The following is an 18332-nucleotide window of genomic DNA, read 5'->3' as shown; positions in this document are numbered from 1 at the left end:
ATCTATACCAACAATTAAAAACGTATTTTAGTTATTACAATACAAAAAGAAGGCATCAGGGAATAGAAAACGAAATACCGCTGGTAAAGTATTTAAACAAACAACAAAAAGCAGCTTAGTCAATATAGCCGGAACTTAATTTAAGCTGAAAACTGCCCTACAAATGGGGGGATGCTCATATTGAACAAAATGTGAATGTAGTTTTGAAAATCAATCTGCCAAATCCCCTTTTTCTGGAATATTTTGGCCCCTATACATCGGTTAACGAAATTTCTCCTTTTTTAGAGGGAACTGATATCTACACCCTATCTGCATCTAAAAATAACTTAGACCGTATTGAAAAAAGTAAATTACCTACGAGCAGCTATCTTGATAATGAATCACGTAAAGAGATTACATTTTCGTTAGAGAACAACCTTTCGGAAGCTACAGTAAACATAAAATCCAGACATAAAGGTCATCAGAAAAATGATCAGTTTTACGGGAAATTAATCTATACCGATTATGTTTATGAAGACTACGAAAAGTACCAAACAGAATCGTTTATAGAGCTTTTAAGCAAAAAAACAAGGGCAGAGTATGAGCCAAAAATCGAAGCACTCAAAACTCAGCTTGAAGAAAAACGCTTAGAAGGATTACAAAAGTTAACCGAGAGCGAGTTTGGTATAGATAAAATAGAAGACTACGTCTTTGAAATACAGGAAACTGGCCGGTATGGTTTTGACTCCTACTTCTCGTATGAAGAGTCTTTTAAGGTAAAAGATGCTTTTGTTAAAAAAGCAGGTCCTAACCATATTGTAGAACTCGGAAAGCTGATAACCGATCAGATAGATCTCACGGAAAAAGACCGTGAACGCACAGAAAATATTTATATGACCTATCCCAGAAGTTATTTCTACAAAATAACTTTTAAAATTCCAGCCGGTTATGAAGTTGCAGGTCTTGAAAAATTCAATATAAATGTAGATAATACAACCGGCACATTTGTAAGTGAGGCAGTACTGAAAGGCGACGAAATAGAACTTTCCGTTAACAAAAACTACAAACACAATTACGAGCCCAATTCTAATTGGCCTTTAATGGTAGAATTTTTAGATGCTGCTAATCAATTTACTAACGAAAAAATGCTTTTAAAAAAGCTCTAGCCCGCTAAACGCTTCGCAGAAAACATTACATCCTGGGCGTTTCCTCCCTCGCGGCAGGTCATAAAACCTTAGTCCCGCAGGTGATTGAAGAACTTAAAAAACTGGATCGCGAAGATATTATGGTAATCGTGGGTGGCGTGATTCCGCGTAAGGATTATCAGTTTCTGTTTGACGCAGGTGCCGTGTCGGTTTTTGGTCCGGGATCGAAAATCAGTGAGGCGACCATTTCGATTATGGAGATTTTATTGAAGACTTTTGAAGAGTAACATCAATTTCAGCTGTAACAAATGTTTCTTTAAACGTTACATTTAAACCTATATACCTGTACCATAGTCTGGTAAGCCTCATTTTTTAACTAAGTTTATTGTTCTGTAAATTCATCAATCATGAAAATCAACAATTACAACTTAGCATTCTTACTGGTTTTTAGCCTTGCAAGTTTTTGCAATGCACAGAAGACCACACAAGTAATTGATAATCCTTCTTATGAAGTTACAACGAGCGGAATCACGCATGTAAGCCGAATAGAAAGGACTCCTGAAGAAACCCGAGTCACCATTCATTCTAAATTTATTCCCGGTTGGTGGGTCAACTTTACCAAAGACACGTATCTGAGGGATGTAGCTACCGATAAAAAGTACAGGATCAAAGAAGTGATAGGTGCTCAATTTGATGAAAAACTCTGGACACCAGAGTCTGGCGAACAATTCACAGAACTCATTTTTGAACCGCTTCCACTTTCCACTCAAAAAATCGATTATGTGGATGCTTCCAAGACTATTTTTGGAATTTCTCTTATACAAACAGATTCCCAAACTCGTAAAGAAGTACCATCAGAGGTGATGACCTGGCTGAAGCAAGAGGTAGCAAAATCTGACCCGGCATTAGAAAGTTTTGATTCTGATAGCTTTTTCAGTCGAAAAATGGGGCGTGTTGTAGGTTATATCAAAGGTTATGATCCCAGACTGGGTTTTGAAACCGGTATGATTTACATCGGTAACGAGCTTACCCGGGAAGAATATCCCACTGTAATAGAAATCGCTCCTGATGGACGATTTGAAGCCGAAATACCTTTGGTACATCCCACAGAGACCTTTTTTGTAATTTATAAGAAAAATTTTACCATTTATCTGGAACCCGGCACTACCCTGGGGCTTATAATAGATTGGGAAGAGTTTTTACTCGCAGATCGTTATCGTGACCGTCGTTACGAATTGGAAAACGTGGAATACTATGGTCCACTAGCTCAGATAAATGAAGAGTTAAGTCAATTTGATATAAACAAGGCGAAGTACAACAATAGAAAGGAATATGAAGAATATTTAAAAATGACAACTACCATTGAGCCGTTGGTATTCAAGGATTCATTAATAGCAACTTACGAAAATAATAGGGATAGATTGAACCAGTATATACTGGAAAAAAATATTTCGCCCAAGGCACAGGAACTCCTTCAGGCTGATGTTAAAATGATTACAAGTACAAATTTGCTAGATTTTGTAAGCGATAGGGCTTCTGAAAAAAGAAAAGACTCAACTCTTTTAGTTTCAAATACCGAAATTCCAGACTCGTTTTATGAAGATATGCAAGATTTATTGCTGGTTAATGATCCCGCCGCTTTAGCAACGAATCAATTTAAAATTTTAATAAACCGCCTGGAATATGCAGATCCGCTTCAGGAAGTAGACCGTAATTCTTCAAGGGCCAAATATCGTCAATCTGAAAAAACCTTGCAGGAGTACTTTGACGAAGAAGGAATTCTTTTGGAAAATAAATTTAAGGAACTTTTAAAACCACTGTCTGAAGATGAAGCTTCAAAACTAGACTCTTTAGAACGCAGACAGCTATCTGATGAGTTTAATGAAAAATACTTTGTGGAGTTACAGAATTTTAGTAAAAAATACACAGAGCCCCTCCCAAAAGATAAAGCACCAATTGAACTGGAAAAATGGAAGCAAAAAGACAGCCTGCTTGTGAATTTTTTTGGTGTTGAAAAGGGTCTGGCAAGTGATATTATTAAAGTACGAAGTTTAAAATTTCAGTTTGATTTCTGGGGAAAAGAAACTTCAGAGCTGGTCTGGACGAACCTTAAAAAAGACATAGATAACCCATTTTTAAAAGCTGAAGGACAGCGTATGTATGACCAGATCTATCCTCAAGTGTCCGATAACGAAGAGCTGGTTGATGGAGATCTACCTGCATCCGAAGTCTTTAAAGAAAATACCCTAGTACTTCCCGAAGGTAAGGGTACCACGGCCTTTCGTAAGATTACAGACAAATTTAAAGGGAAAATCCTGTTTGTTGATTTTTGGGCTACTTCTTGCGGCCCCTGCGTGGCAACCATTAAACATATGAAAGAAACCCGTAAAAAGTATAAAGACAATCCTGTTTTTGAATTTGTCTTTATCACCGATGAATCCCAGTCCCCCCAGAAAACCTATGATAAATTTATCGCTGAACAGGAGCTGGAACATGTGTATCGGGTAGATCAGAGCACCTATCACCGTTTCAGGGATATATTCAGTTTTAATGGAATTCCTCAATACATTGTTTTAGACAAAGTTGGCAATGTGGTTGATGCTGATTTTAAAATGTATGCGTTTGATTTTGAGTTACCAAAAATCCTAAAGAAGTACCAGTAGTTTAGAAAAAATAGGATTTGGTGATTGAATCGTTTGCTGAAAAATGTACATTTAAAAAAAGCAATACGAATTACACGAAACTCTTATGAATTACACCGATAAAATGCTGCGCGACGATGCGCTTAAAGGAAAAACTATTGTAGTCACCGGTGGTGGCAGTGGTCTGGGAAAATCAATGACCAAATACTTTCTGGAACTCGGAGCCAACGTGGCAATTACCTCCAGAGATCTCGATAAACTTAAAAAAACCGCTCAGGAACTTGAGGATGAGACCGGAGGCACCTGCTTTGCCGTGCAATGCGATGTACGCCACTACGATCAGGTTGAAGCGATGCGGGATGCGGTTGTAGAACGTTTTGGTAGTGTTGACGTGCTTCTAAATAATGCCGCAGGTAATTTCATTTCGCCTACCGAGCGACTCTCAGCCAATGCTTTTGATGTAATAATTGATATTGTATTAAAGGGAAGTAAAAACTGTACGCTGGCATTTGGTAAACACTGGATTGACAAGGGCGAAAAAAACAAAACCATTCTCAACATCGTGACTACCTACGCGTGGACGGGTTCAGCCTATGTAGTACCCAGCGCGACCGCAAAAGCCGGTGTACTGGCGATGACGCGCTCCCTTGCAGTAGAATGGGCGAAGTACGGCATACGCTCTAATGCGATTGCACCCGGCCCCTTCCCTACCAAAGGCGCCTGGGAACGACTGCTTCCGGGAGATCTGGCGGAAAAATTTGATCTGTCTAAAAAAGTACCGCTGCGTCGCGTAGGCGATCATCAGGAACTGGCCAATCTGGCAGCTTATCTCGTTTCTGACTTTTCAGCTTATCTCAATGGCGAAGTTGTGACCATAGACGGTGGCGAGTGGCTTGAAGGTGCGGGACAATTCAACCTCCTCAAAGACATCCCTGAAGAATTATGGGATCAGCTGGAAGCTATGGTTAAGGCTAAGCGCAAGGGCTAAATCTTTTCGAAGAAAAATTTCTTTGAAATTAAAGTCCCTTTTTATGGCTTTTAAAAAACTAAATTATTAGTTTTAAATATCCCTATATACTGCCTGTTCAGGCAACTACTTACACTAACATTAAATACGTATTAATGAAAAAGCACAATTTTTGGATTTTTGGCCTCTGTCTGTTTCTTCTGGGAACGGTACAAGCTCAAAATGTGGAGAGCAAAGCCAATTCGGCAAACATTCCGCAAGGTCAGATCCCAACAGATCCCAATGTAAAAATAGGAAAGCTCGATAACGGCCTCACCTATTACATTCGCAACAACGGCAAGCCCGAAGACAAAGTAGAACTACGTCTGGTTGTCAATGCAGGTTCCATTCTCGAAAATGATAATCAGCAGGGTCTGGCGCATTTTATGGAGCATATGAACTTTAACGGTACAACCAATTTTCAGAAAAATGAACTGGTAGATTACCTGCAAAGCATCGGTGTTAAATTTGGTGCTGACCTTAACGCCTACACCAGTTTTGACGAAACGGTATACATCTTACCCATCCCCAGTGATGATCCTGAAAAGTTGGAAAAAGGATTTCAAATTCTGGAAGATTGGGCGCACAACACGACCCTTACTGAAGAAGCCATTGACGGCGAACGCGGCGTGGTACTTGAAGAATACCGTCTGGGCTTAGGACCTGACAAGCGTATGCTTCAGGAGTATTTACCTAAAATGCTTTACGGTTCAAAATATGCCGAGCGTTTACCCATTGGTAAAAAAGAGGTTTTAGAAAACTTTGATTATGAAACCATTCGGAAGTTTTACAATGACTGGTACCGCCCCGATTTAATGGCGGTAGTCGCTGTGGGAGATCTCGATGTAGCCACTCTGGAGCAAAAAATTAAGGATCATTTCGGTAAAATTGAACCTAAGAAAAATGCTCCTAAACGTGAGGAATTTGACCTTCCCAACCACGAAGAGACGTTTGTTACCGTAGCTACCGACCCGGAAGCCCCTTTCAGCCGCGTTCAGGTGATGTACAAAGACACCTTTAAAAGTCCGGCCACAAAAACAACTCAGGATTATAAAGATTTAATAGTTCGCAGTCTGTTTTCAACCATGTTAAACAACAGACTTAATGAATTGCGTAATGAAGCCAATCCGCCCTTTATCTTTGGATACAGCTACTACGGTGGTACTTATGCCCGTGACAAAAACGCCTATCAATCTATGGCAAACACCAGTGAAACCGGTCAGCTTGACGGATTAAAGGCCCTTCTCGTAGAAAATGAGCGTGTAAAGCGTTTTGGCTTTCAGGAAGGTGAACTGGAGCGTGCTAAAAAAGAACTTTTGGCACGTATGGAAAAAACCTATAAAGACCGCGATAAGATTGAAAGCGGCCGTATTGTAGGCGAATATGTAAACAATTTTCTGGAGGAAGAGCCTATTCCCGGTATCGAATGGGAATATGATTTCTACCAAAAAGTGTTGCCAACGATTGATCTTAAAGATGTAAATGGTCTTATTCAGAATTTTATTCATCCTGACAACCGCGTAATCATACTTACAGGACCCGAAAAAGAGGGCTTAGAACCTGTACAGGAAGCTGAAGTTCTGGCTTTATTGGAAGAAGTTGAAAATTCAGAATTAATTGCTTACGTAGACGAGGCCGTGCGTAGCGAACTCCTTGAAGCCAAGCCTGAAGCCGGAGAAATTGTTTCTGAAGACGTAAATGCTGATCTGGATTTTAAAAGCTTTACCCTGAGCAATGGGGCTAAAATCACTTACAAAATCACCGATTTTAAAAATGATGAAATCCTTTTCAGCGCATATAGCTATGGCGGAACCAGTCTGTATTCCGATGAGGATTATCTGGCAACAGCTTTTGCTAATAGTGGTTTGACCCAGGCCGGAATTGGCGGTCTTTCACTCAATGATATGAATAAACTGATGAGTGGGAAAATTGTACAGGTATCTCCTTTTATCTCCTCTACTACCGAAGGTTTCAGAGGTCAGGCTGCGCCAAAGGATTTGGAAACCCTTTTTCAGGAAGTCTATCTGTATTTTACCGATCTAAATAAAGATGAGGAAGCCTACAACTCGTTTATCACCAAGCAAAAAAGCTTCTTAGGTAACCTGATGGCTAATCCTAATTTCTACTATCAAAACGAAATTGGAAAAATTCGTAACGAGGGCAATCCCAGATACAATGGCTTCCCAACTCCTGAAAAACTCGATGAAGCAGATTACGATTTGGCGTATGCCAAATATCAGGAGCGTTTTGCAGACGCAGGGGATTTCAATTTCTATTTTGTAGGCAATATTGATGAGGCTCAACTTAAAGAGTTTGCAAAAATGTACATCGGTAGCCTACCGGGTAAAAACAGTAATGAAACTTTTGAGGTATCTGATTTCAGACCGAAAGATGAGCAGCAAAAAGTGGTAGTTAACAAAGGTACAGACCCTAAGAGCCAGGTGCAGATTGTTTGGGTTGAAGAAACTACTTACGATGCAGACGAAGCTCTTGAACTGGATGCTTTAGGCGAAGTGCTAACTATTAAGCTTATCGAGCAGTTGCGTGAAGAAATAGGCGGTGTTTATGGTGTAGGTGCAAACGGCGGTATACGTAAATACCCTTACGGAAATGCAACATTCAGCATCAGTTTCCCCTGCGGACCTGATAATGTTGAAAAACTTACAGAAGCTGCACTTGCTGAAGTAGAAAAACTTAAAGAAAACGGTCCTACTGCAGAAGATCTTGCAAAAGTTAAAGAAACTTATCTTCAGGAACGTAAAGACGAGATGCAGAAAAACAGCTTCTGGCTTGCGGCCTTACAGGATAGCGATGAGGAAGATAAAGACATCGCCATGATGATGAGTTTTGAAGAACGTGTACAGGCGCTTACTGCAGAAGAACTTCAGGAAGTTGCAAACAAATATCTGGATGATAACTATTTTATGGGTGTATTAATGCCTGAAGAAACCGAGTAAACCGGTTGCTATCATTTAAAAGACTCCCTTTTATACTAAGGTATTTAAGGGAGTCTTTTTATGCCAAAATTTTACTTGATAATAGCAGACTGCTGTTGCTTTTTCGTTTTAAAAACAGAATCAAAAATGCGCTTGAGCATTTGAAAGCTTACGATGTAAAATAAAATTACGGGGAAATAACTAAAGTCAAAAGCCACCGGTTCTAACTGAATTAAATGCTTTAACACATCGAGCAAATACTCCGGAAAATGAAGCAGGGCATGCCGGTTACGCAAAAGCTGGAGCGTGATAAAATAAAGAATAAGCGCATTGTTAAACACCGAATACAGCAATAAAAAGGTTGCCTTAGGTCGCTTATCCTTTGTAAAATATGCCAATGGTGATTTTAAAAAGTCTCTCAAGGATTCATTTGCTTTTGACAGCAGATTGGGCGTATTGCTTAAATCAGACAAAAGCCAGTACCCGTCAGATCTAATAAATGGAATGAGCTGTATCAAACTGTACAAAGACAGCATAAAAACGATTTGATTAAATAAAACAACATCAGGATAAAATTGATGCAGTAAAAAGAAAAACAGCAAACACCACAACTGCATATAGACTCCGGCCAGATTACCAATTACCCGCTCAGATTTACCGGCCTGCCATAAGGCGGTGATATTTGAAAACAGTACCGGAAAAATCAAATACAGGCCTCCCCCTATCTCACCGTTTTTCCCGGTAAATTTTCTACAGGAAGCAATATGACCCAGTTCGTGAAGGATTATGGTTACCAGATACAAAGCCATTAAAGCAAATACTGAAAAACCCAGGCTTTGAAACGAAACTGTAAACAAACTGTATATCGCGAGTATTAGCAGCAGACTGAAGGTGATATAAAAAAAGCTTTGGTTAAATAAAGGCTGTAAAGGTCTCCCGAGCCGCGCTGCAAGAGCAGGTTTAAATATGACAAATTGCAGGTTAATAAACTTATGCTCTTTTTCTACCTCAGGTTCAAAACCCGCTATAAGACCCGTAAAACCGAGCCGGTTAATGATAAATTCCCAAAATTGACTTTCAGAAAACTGGTAACCATATCTGTTGTTAAAAGCATCGCAAGCTTGTGAAAGACTTTCCGATTCCTTTAGTAGTTCTAAAAGTTCTTTTGCAGGAGCCGAAATAATGTAATGCATTCCCCGGCTTTCTAAAACCCAGGAGTTCTTTTCGTAATGCGACAGGGAATAGCTTTCTTTTAAGACCGACATATTAGTTACTTACCTCGTCAATAATATTTTGGTTGTGTTTCAGCATTTGAAACATCGAATCAATCCATAAAACTAACTCGTCTAGCTGAAGTTCTCGGGCGAGTTCCTGAGCCTGTCTAAATTGAGCTTCTGCAAAGTCGTTGCACTCCCGGGCAATACCCGACATATAAAATACACGCTCTTCAAAGCGTTCCAGGTTGTTTGGGTTTTCAATTTGGTTTTCCTCAATGTAAATTCGAGTACGGCTGATGCAATAGGTCAATTGTCCTGAAATGGTATCGCGATTAAAATCTTCCATATCGTCAAGCATCTGCATACCGTAAAACAAAGGAGTAAGCAACTGCTCGAGCCGCTCCTGAGTTACCTGAGAATCAAAAAGCAAAATCAAGCCTCCGGAAGGTACAAATGCGGGTGCGTGTTTGGCCAAAGCATAAGATTTAAAGCTGTTTAGGTCGTGAACAAACGCATTTGCACTACGCTGTTTTTCAACAACCAAACCGGAATAATAGGTGCTCATGTATTTTTCCATCAAAGACCAAAACTCAGAACTCGATCCAAAAAGACCCGTTAGAATTTGTAGTGAGCGGGTGTTCCTAAGATTTGCTTTAACCAGTTTATAATCAGCAGGATTTGAAGAAGTCTCAAAGTCAAGCTCGCCATCTATTAGGGCATCTATGGTAAATGTATAATAGGTATAATAATCAACAGCATTCTTAAAATCGCTGAAGGTTTCAGTGTTCCTGATATCACATAAAGGGCTTATGAAATCAAGAAGGCGAGTAAAAAAATAGGTAGAGATTGTTTTTTGAGACATATATAAAAATGTAAAAAGTTCAAATTAAAAATTTAATTTGAACTTTTAGTTTTAAATGCACCTTACGGTGCCACCCAACCAGTATATATTCTAGGTTGGTGTACCGCCACATGGTGGAGGAGGTGGTGGTGGTGGTGCGCAAGGATCACAAGAACTGTGTGTTTTGGCACATCCATAGTCGTGTGTGTAGTAGAACGTAAACTCTTTACGCTCCTCCAACTTCTCAAAAGAGAAATCTTCCAGCTTTAGTTTGGTTTGGCTCATAATAATTAGTTTTTGATATGATTAACACTAATGAAAGTACAGGTTATAAAAACATCAAAAAAATAAAATCGATTAAACCCCTATATATCAGACGTGAGTGACAAGCTAAAAAGCCGTCTCTTATTATTCAAAACAATGCTTTGCGTTTGTAAACCAGTGAATATTAAATCCTTTCGATTCTTTAAAACGAGAAGTCGTTTGTCAACCTCTACTGTTAACAAAAAGCATTTTATATGCGGGTTATATATTGTATTTTCGCCTAATAATTCTCACAAAACCTATGGGTAAAATAATTGCAATTGCAAACCAAAAAGGGGGCGTTGGTAAAACAACCACTTCCGTAAACCTGGCAGCCTCACTGGGTGTTCTTGAAAAGAAAGTGCTCCTAATTGATGCTGATCCGCAGGCGAATGCCACTTCCGGCCTAGGTATTGACGTAGAATCTGTGGAGTTGGGCACATACCAGTTGCTCGAACACTCAAGCTCAGCTGAAGAAACGATTATAAAAACCGAATCTCCTAACCTGGATCTCATTCCGGCTCATATTGATCTGGTTGCTATTGAAATCGAATTGGTAGAAATGGAGCAGCGAGAGTATATGTTGCGTAAAGCCATTCGCCACTTAAAAGATCAATACGATTATATCTTGATCGACTGTGCCCCTTCTCTGGGTCTTTTAACGCTTAATGCGCTAACAGCCTCAGATTCTGTTATCATTCCTATACAATGTGAGTATTTTGCGCTGGAGGGTCTGGGTAAATTGCTCAACACCATTAAAAGCGTTCAGAAAATTCACAACAACAGCCTTGATATAGAGGGACTATTACTTACCATGTTTGATTCCCGACTGAGATTGTCTAATCAGGTAGTTGAAGAGGTTCAAAAGCATTTTGACGAAATGGTTTTTGAAACCATAATACAGCGTAACGTGCGTTTAAGTGAGGCGCCCAGTTATGGAGAAAGCATAATAAACTACGATGCGGGCAGCAAAGGTGCTGCAAATTACTTAAGTTTAGCCCAGGAGATAATTACAAAAAATGACGCGTAAGCATGGCTAAAGCAATGAAAAAACAAGCTCTGGGTCGTGGTCTTTCAGCCTTGTTGAAAGATCCTGACAACGACATCAAGTCGGCTGGAGATAAAGGAGCAGATAAGGTAGTAGGCAATATTGTCGAGTTAGAGCTTGATCAGATTGAAGTTAACCCGTTTCAACCCCGTAGCAGTTTTAACGAAGATGCTCTTAAGGAGCTGGCTTCCTCAATTCGTGAATTGGGAGTTATTCAGCCTATTACTGTGCGTAAAATTGAATTCGGTAAATACCAGCTGGTATCGGGAGAGCGTCGTTTTAGAGCTTCAAAACTGGTAGGCCTTGAGACCATCCCTGCTTACATACGCATTGCCAACGACCAGGAATCACTTGAGATGGCTCTGGTTGAAAACATTCAGCGGGAAGATCTCGATCCTATTGAAATCGCATTATCCTACGAGCGGCTTATTGAAGAAATAAACCTTACTCAGGAGCAAATGAGCGAGCGCGTAGGTAAAAACCGCTCAACAATTGCCAATTACCTGCGTCTTTTAAAGCTTGATCCCATCATTCAAACCGGGATGCGCGACGGATTTTTATCTATGGGACACGGCCGGGCGCTTATAAATATTGACAGTACATCAGACCAGCTTGATATCTACGAAAAGATCATTGAGAATGCCTTATCTGTGCGGGCCACAGAGGCTTTGGTAAAAAATTATAAAGAAGGTAAGGGCATTAAAACTGCACCAAAATCTAAAGCACCTAAAGTACCGGACTTTATCGAGGATGGTAAAAAAGAGTTTGCTTCCTATTTTGGGGCTAAAGTTGATGTAAAAGTTGCTGCTAAAGGCAATGGAAAACTCATTATACCGTTCTCTTCTGAAGAAGACTTTAAACGTCTTAAAAAATTAATCTCCGGTGCCTAAACTGTTTCCGCTTATCATAGGTCTTTTTCTGACCGGTACTTTTTATGCTCAGGTTTCTGACGGGCAGGAAGAAGCACCTACAGTCAAGGCGGAAGAAATAGACGAAACCTTTCAGGAATATGATGCCTTAAAACCCTCCCGGGCTGCTTTTTACGCAGCTGTACTTCCGGGACTGGGCCAGGCCTACAATGGTGATTACTGGAAAATACCTCTGGTTTACGGGGCTATTGGTACCGGTGTTGGTATCGCCATTTATAATCACGATTTATTTCAAACGTATCGAACGGCCTATAAAGACCGCATAGCCGGTCGTATTGATGAATTTACCGAAATTGATGAAGAAGGCAATATCAATCAGATTTTTACCGAAGATCAATTAATACGGGCTCAGGATTTTTACCGTAGAAACAAAGAGCTTTCCATCCTCATTACAGCAGGGATTTATGTTCTTCAAATTCTGGAAGCAAACGTTGATGCTCACCTGTCTCAATACGATATCGAAGATCGCTTGAGCTTTTCACCCTATATACAACGCGACGATATTGATTTTTCCAATACGTTTGGGATGCGTATTATATACACCTTTTAGTTATGAAAATTGCACTCTTAGGCTATGGCCGAATGGGAAAAACCATAGAAAAACTTGCGACAGACCGCGGTCATCAGATCGTGAAAACCATAGATCAGGACGATGATTATGACTTTAACGGCGCAGATGTTGCCATAGATTTTAGTATTCCTGATGCTGCCGTAAATAACATTTCGGCCTGCCTGGAAGCCGGGATTCCGGTTGTTTCGGGCACTACGGGCTGGCTCGATCATTATGATGAAATGGTTTCGCTTTGCGAAAACAAAAAAGGCGCATTTATTTATGCATCTAATTTTAGCGTGGGAGTCAACATCTTTTTTGAGCTAAATAAACAATTGGCGCAAATGATGAAAAACCTTCAGGAATATGACGTTTCAATGACCGAGGTTCATCACATACACAAACTGGATGCGCCCAGCGGTACCGCTATCACTCTGGCCGAAGGAATTCTCGATCATTCGGATAAAAAAGATTGGGTTTTAGACGAAAAAGAGACCGGTAAATTGACGATTACGGCTAAACGCGAGGGTGAAGTGCCCGGCACCCACATCATCAATTACCGAAGCGAAGTAGATGAGATCACAATAGAGCATAAGGCACACAGCCGCAATGGTTTTGCTTTGGGAGCCATAATCGCCGCCGAATGGCTAAAGGATAAAACCGGAGTTTACAGTATGAAAGATGTTTTGGGTTTATAAAACGCAGAGCTTTTTTCACTTTAATACAATGTAACAGAACAACTGTTTAATTGACTTACTCAAAAATGGCCGCTGCCATTTTTTATAGTCGACTTTTAAAAATAAAGACCTATGACACTAATGCAATGGTTTATTTTTTTCCTGCTGGTACAGGTTATTCACTTTTTGGGAACTTGGAAATTATATAAAAAAGCCGGCAGACAGGCCTGGGAAGCTCTCATACCCGTTTATAATGCGGTCATTTTAATGAAAATTATAGGTCGCCCCTGGTGGTGGACGATTCTTCTTTTTATTCCTATCGTAAACCTTATTATGTTTCCGGTTATATGGGTTGAAACGGCACGCAGTTTTGGTAAAAACACGACTACCGATACCCTTCTGGCCATAGTTACACTTGGTTTTTATTTATTCTACATCAACTACGCCGCAGACGTAAGTTATAAAGAAGCTCGCTCTTTAGTCCCTAAAAGTGCATCGGGAGAATGGATAAGCTCCATTCTTTTTGCGGTCGTAGCAGCAACTATTGTGCATACCTATGTTATGCAGCCCTTTACCATTCCTACGGGATCTTTAGAACGTACCCTGCTTATTGGAGATTTTTTGTTTGTGAGTAAATTCCACTACGGTGCCCGTACTCCAATGACTACGGTAAGTTTCCCAATGGTGCACGATACCATACCGGGATTGGGCATCAAATCCTATTTAGACAAACCCCAACTCCCCTATTTCAGATTACCTGGATTTCAGGATGTGGAGCGCAGTGATATTGTTGTTTTCAGCTGGCCGGTAGATACTGTAAACGCATTTTACGGCCTTGATGATGGCAAATACTATCATAAGCCCATAGATAAAAAGTCAAATTACGTCAAGCGTGCAGTAGGCTTGCCGGGTGACAGCCTTAAGGTTGTAGACGGTAAGGTGTTTGTAAATAATAAACCGCTCGGGTTACCAGACCGTGCTCAATTGCAATACGCATACACCGGTGTTTCAAAAAGCGGAGGTTTTAATGCATCAAACCTGTATAATGAATACAAAATAAAAAGTTTACAGTTTGTTCAGGGCAAGCAGTTTTTTATCTCAGAACTTTCTGAAGAAAACGCAGAACGCTTTAAAAATCATCCTAATGTTGAATCGCTGGAGCGTTATGTAACACCTCAGGGTGAAAAAGAAGCCTCTATCTTTCCCAAGGGATCTGCAAGTCTGGGTAACGTAGATCAGATCGCACCCGTTTATATTCCTAAAAAAGGTACGTCTACTGCAATTACCCCCGAAAATATTCCACTTTATAAGCGTCTTATTGAGGTTTATGAGGGTGAAGAAATGGGAGAGCCTCGGAAAATTACCGTAAGCGGCAATCAGGTAATGCTTGATGGCCAGCCTATTACCTCCTACACGTTTAAACAGGATTACTACTGGATGATGGGCGATAATCGCCACAATAGTGAGGACAGTCGTTTTTGGGGCTTTGTTCCTGAAAACCATATCGTAGGTAAGCCGGTATTTATCTGGTTTAGCTGGGATAGTAATGGCAAGGGAATTACGGAGAAAATTCGCTGGGAACGTCTGTTTACTACAGTAGGCGGCGATGGCAAACCGGTATCTTATTTCCTCTACTTTGTAATTGCGCTAATTGCTTACCTGGTTATTTCCAAAATTGTTAAAAACAAGCGCGCAGCGAAGTCCTAATAGTTCAAGAAATCGCATCTAAAAGCATCAATTCCTCAGGTTTTGATGCTTTTTGTTTTTAGACCCCTAAAAATTCAGATTTTAACACTTTTGCTTAGGTATTACACAGCCTGTTTTTTAGCTTGTTCCTATGGAAACACAGGAAAAAAACACAAAACGTAAAGTAAAAAATAACGATACCGTAAAGGTACACTACACCGGAAAGCTTACTAATGGTCAAATATTTGACAGTTCAGTAGACAAGCAACCCCTTGAATTTCAATTAGGACAGGGTATGATTATCCCGGGCTTTGAGCAGGGATTGATCGACATGACCGAAAAAGAGAAAAAAACGGTTACTATCCCTGAAGCTGAAGCCTATGGCGAAGTACGAAAAGAACTTTTTCAGGAAGTACCCAAAAGTGACCTGCCTTCAGAAATTGATCCTCAGGTAGGAATGGGCTTAATGGCTAAAAATCCCGACGGTACAGAACGTCAACTTCGTGTAGCCGAAGTGCGTAGCGAAAGTATCGTGATTGATGCCAATCACCCGCTGGCAGGTCAGGATCTGGTATTTGATCTGGAGCTTGTAGAAATAAAATAATTAGTTCAACATAAGCTGTTAACCAGCTTTAAATCAGGAATCCTGACATTTATCGAATGGCAGGATTTCTTTTTTTAACAGAAAAATAAGAACTTCAGGGCACTATTGGCCATTTTTCAAGGTTATAGAAACTTAACTATAATTTTTTGAAAAATGAAAACTTTAAACACCGTTGCGGCCCTGGGCGTAACCATACTTACCGTTTCTTGTGTATCTAAAAAGAAATACACCGAATTACAAAGCCAGTATGACAATACCCGGGTAACACTTACCAAAACTCAGGTTGAAAAGGAAGAGCTGGAAGCCAGGTACAACGCTATCGAAAATCGTGTAGCAGATTACAACACCAAAATCAACTCGCTTAGAGATGAGAATTATCAAAAATTAGACCTGGTTGAAAATCTGGCTGTAATGTCTGAAGCTTCAAAAGCCAAAATGCGTGAAACGCTTAAGAATGCAGACCAGCAGGAGTTAGCCCAAGCGCGTTCTTTAGAAGACTCTATGAACCTCGCAATCTCTTATAATCTGAAAAAGAATCTGGACGAAAACGTCACTGCAGATGATGATATTCAGGTTGACATTGATGAGACTGTGGTTATGATTAACGTGTCTGATAAATTGCTTTTTAACAGCGGAAGCTATCGCGTAAGCAAAAAAGCAGATGATCTTTTAAAGCGCCTTGCCGATGTTATCAATTCTGAACCTGCCATTGAAGTAATGGTTGAAGGGCATACCGATGACCAAACTGTAAAACCGGGGGCTTACATCAAGGATAACTGGGAATTAAGTGTACAACGTTCTACAGCAATCATTCGTGAGCTGCAGGATAAATATGATGTTGATCCGGCAAAATTAATAGCTGCGGGGCGTAGTAGTTACTTACCGCTTGTTGACAATGCTACCAAAGAAGACCGCGCAAAAAACCGAAGAACCCGAATAGTAATTCTGCCTAATCTGGATAAATTCTTATCACTGGTTAGCAGTACAGACTAACTTTTAACCCCTAATTACTTCTAAAAAGCTGCCTACCGGCAGCTTTTTTTATTTCAGGTGATTTAAAAGTCTGATAAACTGACCTATAGACCACATTTTTTTTTTTGAGTTTTTTAAAATAAATCTTTCTTTAGCTAACTTTAGGGGTATGAGAGTACGGGATACACCACTTATACACCATGTTCTGGAAGAGCATAAGCTGCCGTTTGGGGTATTCTATTTCTTTGATAGTTTTATCATATCAGAAATTGCAGAAGGTGTTTTGTTTGATTGGGAAAAAGCCTTTACAGTAATCAATTTAGGTATACAATTCTACGGAACTGAAACCAATCACCTCAACTACATATCTAACAGAATCAACGACTATTCGATCAAACCTCAGGATTGGCTCAAGTTTTTAAAAATGGGCAAGACTTTTAAATTATTTGCAGCTGTTACCTACAGAGAAAAGTCTATGCTTAATCTGGTCATTGAACGTTTTTTTTATAAAGATGCTATTCTATCCTTTGATAGCCTGCTGGAAGCGGTTAATTTTATACGCGAGCAGGAAGAACTCGTGCCGCTTCAGAATTTTGATGAATTGTAAACTTCAGCCGTTATGCATATACTTTATGAACTGGCCCTTATTTGTGCCGGAATCCTTCTGGCAATCGCCACACTGGATAAATGGGATGGTGATGCTCAGGTTTTCACAAAAATCGCAAACGCTTTACGCCCCTTTGCTGCAGTTATAGGTGGAATTTGTCTGATTTTGGGAATCTGGTATTTGCTAAAACCCTTTTGTTTTTTCAGGGATCTGGTAAGCATTTTAGCTGGCCTTACCCTGCTCGGCGGAAAGCTTGAGAACCAACCCGGCCTGCATAACTTCTTTAATAAAACCGCTTCAGTGCTCAATCCTTATAGGGCGATCATTGGTCTTACAGCACTCATTCTGGGAATATTGAGCCTTTTAAATTTTAGTTTTATTTGCTAAAACAAAAAAGCTTCACCGAAAATCGATGAAGCTTTGATTATTATAATTAGAAAAGATCTTATAATTCCTGAGTTGTAGGTCTTATTAAAATCTCATTCACGCTGCTATGTTCCGGTTGTGATAAGGCATAGTAAATAGAGTTGGCGATATCCTGAGCCTGAAGTGGAGTAAGGTCTTCAAACTGAGACATCATATCCTGTACATCTTCATCAGTAATCGTATTGGTCAGCTCTGTAGCAACAAAACCGGGTTCGATTGCTGTTACCTTTGTATTGTATTTGGGTCCCATTTCCTGACGAATACCTTCACTTAGGGCACGCACCGCATATTTTGTAGCGCAATAGACGGCTCCTGCGGGCATTACTTTTCGCCCTGCAACAGATGATATATTAATGATGTGTCCATTTTTGGTTTCTTTCATATCGGGCACTACGCTGGCAACCCCATTCAAAACACCTTTAATATTCACATCTACCATCTTGTCCCATTCATCCGTTTTTAGGTTTTCAACAAATGATAGTGGCATTAATCCGGCATTATTGACCAGTACATTCACTTTTCCGAATGTCTTATGTGTTTCGGTCATTACTTTTTTCCAGTCTTCCTTACTGGTAACGTCAGCAGTTACAACAAGTGCCTTACCACCCTCCTTTTCAATTAAATCTTTAAGTTCTTGAAGACGTTCTGTACGTCGTGCTGTAATCACAACATTAGCGCCTGCAGCGGCAAGGGTTTTAGCTGTTGCTTCGCCTATTCCACTTGAAGCACCGGTTACTATAATGGTTTTATTTGATAAACTCATA

General features: G+C 40.1%; 16 protein-coding genes and 1 pseudogene. 14 read left to right on the top strand and 3 right to left on the bottom strand.

The genetic code is table 11. The features are described 5' to 3' along the window. Positions 1-203: 203 nt before the first annotated feature. The 5 genes and pseudogenes from LLW17_RS17785 to LLW17_RS17765 all read left to right on the top strand — a co-directional run bounded on the left by LLW17_RS17785 (position 204) and on the right by LLW17_RS17765 (position 7729). Positions 204-1145 (top strand): DUF3858 domain-containing protein, encoded by a 942-nt coding sequence (locus tag LLW17_RS17785; RefSeq protein WP_228231640.1) that lies wholly within the window; start codon positions 204-206, stop codon positions 1143-1145. Between the two features lie 26 nt (positions 1146-1171). Beyond that, positions 1172-1411 (top strand): annotated as a pseudogene (locus LLW17_RS17780) (methylmalonyl-CoA mutase); the annotation flags it as partial. A 120-nt stretch (positions 1412-1531) separates the two neighbouring features. Then, a complete protein-coding gene (locus tag LLW17_RS17775; RefSeq protein ID WP_228231639.1) occupies positions 1532-3787 on the top strand; it encodes a TlpA family protein disulfide reductase in 2256 nt (751 codons plus the stop codon). An 85-nt stretch (positions 3788-3872) separates the two neighbouring features. Continuing rightward, the gene (locus LLW17_RS17770) at positions 3873-4754 is read left to right on the top strand and encodes an SDR family oxidoreductase (RefSeq protein WP_228231638.1); all 882 of its coding nucleotides are present in this window, start codon (positions 3873-3875) and stop codon (positions 4752-4754) included. 134 nt (positions 4755-4888) lie between these two features. Further along, the gene (locus LLW17_RS17765) at positions 4889-7729 is read left to right on the top strand and encodes a M16 family metallopeptidase (protein WP_228231637.1); all 2841 of its coding nucleotides are present in this window, start codon (positions 4889-4891) and stop codon (positions 7727-7729) included. Between the two features lie 71 nt (positions 7730-7800). Here the strand turns inward: LLW17_RS17765 and LLW17_RS17760 are convergent, their stop codons facing one another. Together LLW17_RS17760 and LLW17_RS17755 are read right to left on the bottom strand one after the other, a co-directional pair. Next, on the bottom strand, positions 7801-8973 hold the full coding sequence (locus tag LLW17_RS17760; protein WP_228231636.1) for a hypothetical protein: 1173 nt from the start codon (positions 8971-8973) through the stop codon (positions 7801-7803). Between the two features lies 1 nt (position 8974). Then, positions 8975-9787: a hypothetical protein gene (locus LLW17_RS17755; RefSeq protein WP_228231635.1), complete on the bottom strand. Its 813-nt coding sequence runs from the start codon at positions 9785-9787 to the stop codon at positions 8975-8977. Positions 9788-10331: 544 nt separating this feature from the next. Between LLW17_RS17755 and LLW17_RS17750 the strand changes: the two genes are divergently transcribed. The 9 genes from LLW17_RS17750 to LLW17_RS17710 all read left to right on the top strand — a co-directional run bounded on the left by LLW17_RS17750 (position 10332) and on the right by LLW17_RS17710 (position 17529). Beyond that, positions 10332-11099 carry a ParA family protein gene (locus LLW17_RS17750; RefSeq protein WP_228231634.1) on the top strand — a complete coding sequence of 256 codons (768 nt, stop codon included), beginning with the start codon at positions 10332-10334 and terminating at the stop codon, positions 11097-11099. 2 nt (positions 11100-11101) lie between these two features. Then, positions 11102-12007, top strand: a complete 906-nt coding sequence (locus LLW17_RS17745) for a ParB/RepB/Spo0J family partition protein (RefSeq protein WP_228231633.1) — start codon at positions 11102-11104, stop codon at positions 12005-12007. Further along, positions 12000-12596 (top strand): DUF5683 domain-containing protein, encoded by a 597-nt coding sequence (locus tag LLW17_RS17740; RefSeq protein WP_228231632.1) that lies wholly within the window; start codon positions 12000-12002, stop codon positions 12594-12596. The genes LLW17_RS17745 and LLW17_RS17740 overlap by 8 nt, the downstream gene beginning before the upstream one ends. Before the next feature lie 2 nt (positions 12597-12598). Beyond that, entirely contained in the window at positions 12599-13294 is a 696-nt protein-coding gene (gene dapB / locus LLW17_RS17735; RefSeq protein WP_228231631.1) for a 4-hydroxy-tetrahydrodipicolinate reductase, read from the top strand. A gap of 111 nt (positions 13295-13405) precedes the next feature. Further along, positions 13406-14980, top strand: a complete 1575-nt coding sequence (gene lepB / locus LLW17_RS17730) for a signal peptidase I (RefSeq protein WP_228231630.1) — start codon at positions 13406-13408, stop codon at positions 14978-14980. A 130-nt stretch (positions 14981-15110) separates the two neighbouring features. Then, entirely contained in the window at positions 15111-15563 is a 453-nt protein-coding gene (locus tag LLW17_RS17725; RefSeq protein WP_228231629.1) for an FKBP-type peptidyl-prolyl cis-trans isomerase, read from the top strand. Positions 15564-15716: 153 nt separating this feature from the next. Continuing rightward, entirely contained in the window at positions 15717-16556 is an 840-nt protein-coding gene (locus LLW17_RS17720) for an OmpA/MotB family protein (protein WP_228231628.1), read from the top strand. Between the two features lie 148 nt (positions 16557-16704). Further along, positions 16705-17142 (top strand): hypothetical protein, encoded by a 438-nt coding sequence (locus LLW17_RS17715; protein ID WP_228231627.1) that lies wholly within the window; start codon positions 16705-16707, stop codon positions 17140-17142. Between the two features lie 12 nt (positions 17143-17154). Further along, the gene (locus LLW17_RS17710) at positions 17155-17529 is read left to right on the top strand and encodes a hypothetical protein (RefSeq protein ID WP_228231626.1); all 375 of its coding nucleotides are present in this window, start codon (positions 17155-17157) and stop codon (positions 17527-17529) included. Positions 17530-17587: 58 nt separating this feature from the next. Here LLW17_RS17710 and LLW17_RS17705 read toward each other — a convergent pair whose 3' ends face one another. Further along, positions 17588-18331 (bottom strand): SDR family oxidoreductase, encoded by a 744-nt coding sequence (locus LLW17_RS17705; protein WP_228231625.1) that lies wholly within the window; start codon positions 18329-18331, stop codon positions 17588-17590. Between the last annotated feature and the right edge of the window lies 1 nt (position 18332).

The sequence above is a fragment of the Leeuwenhoekiella parthenopeia genome (genome assembly GCF_020782115.1).
GTDB lineage: Bacteria > Bacteroidota > Bacteroidia > Flavobacteriales > Flavobacteriaceae > Leeuwenhoekiella > Leeuwenhoekiella parthenopeia.
This window is presented reverse-complemented; position numbering and strand designations above follow the sequence as displayed.

Coding starts and splice junctions, on each gene's coding strand:
- LLW17_RS17770 (WP_228231638.1), top strand. CDS start 3,873: ATGAATTACACCGATAAAATGCTGCGCGACGATGCGCTTAAAGGAAAA.
- LLW17_RS17755 (WP_228231635.1), bottom strand. CDS start 9,787: ATGTCTCAAAAAACAATCTCTACCTATTTTTTTACTCGCCTTCTTGAT.
- LLW17_RS17720 (WP_228231628.1), top strand. CDS start 15,717: ATGAAAACTTTAAACACCGTTGCGGCCCTGGGCGTAACCATACTTACC.
- LLW17_RS17760 (WP_228231636.1), bottom strand. CDS start 8,973: ATGTCGGTCTTAAAAGAAAGCTATTCCCTGTCGCATTACGAAAAGAAC.
- LLW17_RS17710 (WP_228231626.1), top strand. CDS start 17,155: ATGCATATACTTTATGAACTGGCCCTTATTTGTGCCGGAATCCTTCTG.
- LLW17_RS17765 (WP_228231637.1), top strand. CDS start 4,889: ATGAAAAAGCACAATTTTTGGATTTTTGGCCTCTGTCTGTTTCTTCTG.
- LLW17_RS17745 (WP_228231633.1), top strand. CDS start 11,102: ATGGCTAAAGCAATGAAAAAACAAGCTCTGGGTCGTGGTCTTTCAGCC.
- dapB (WP_228231631.1), top strand. CDS start 12,599: ATGAAAATTGCACTCTTAGGCTATGGCCGAATGGGAAAAACCATAGAA.
- LLW17_RS17775 (WP_228231639.1), top strand. CDS start 1,532: ATGAAAATCAACAATTACAACTTAGCATTCTTACTGGTTTTTAGCCTT.
- LLW17_RS17705 (WP_228231625.1), bottom strand. CDS start 18,331: ATGAGTTTATCAAATAAAACCATTATAGTAACCGGTGCTTCAAGTGGA.
- LLW17_RS17725 (WP_228231629.1), top strand. CDS start 15,111: ATGGAAACACAGGAAAAAAACACAAAACGTAAAGTAAAAAATAACGAT.
- lepB (WP_228231630.1), top strand. CDS start 13,406: ATGACACTAATGCAATGGTTTATTTTTTTCCTGCTGGTACAGGTTATT.
- LLW17_RS17715 (WP_228231627.1), top strand. CDS start 16,705: ATGAGAGTACGGGATACACCACTTATACACCATGTTCTGGAAGAGCAT.
- LLW17_RS17750 (WP_228231634.1), top strand. CDS start 10,332: ATGGGTAAAATAATTGCAATTGCAAACCAAAAAGGGGGCGTTGGTAAA.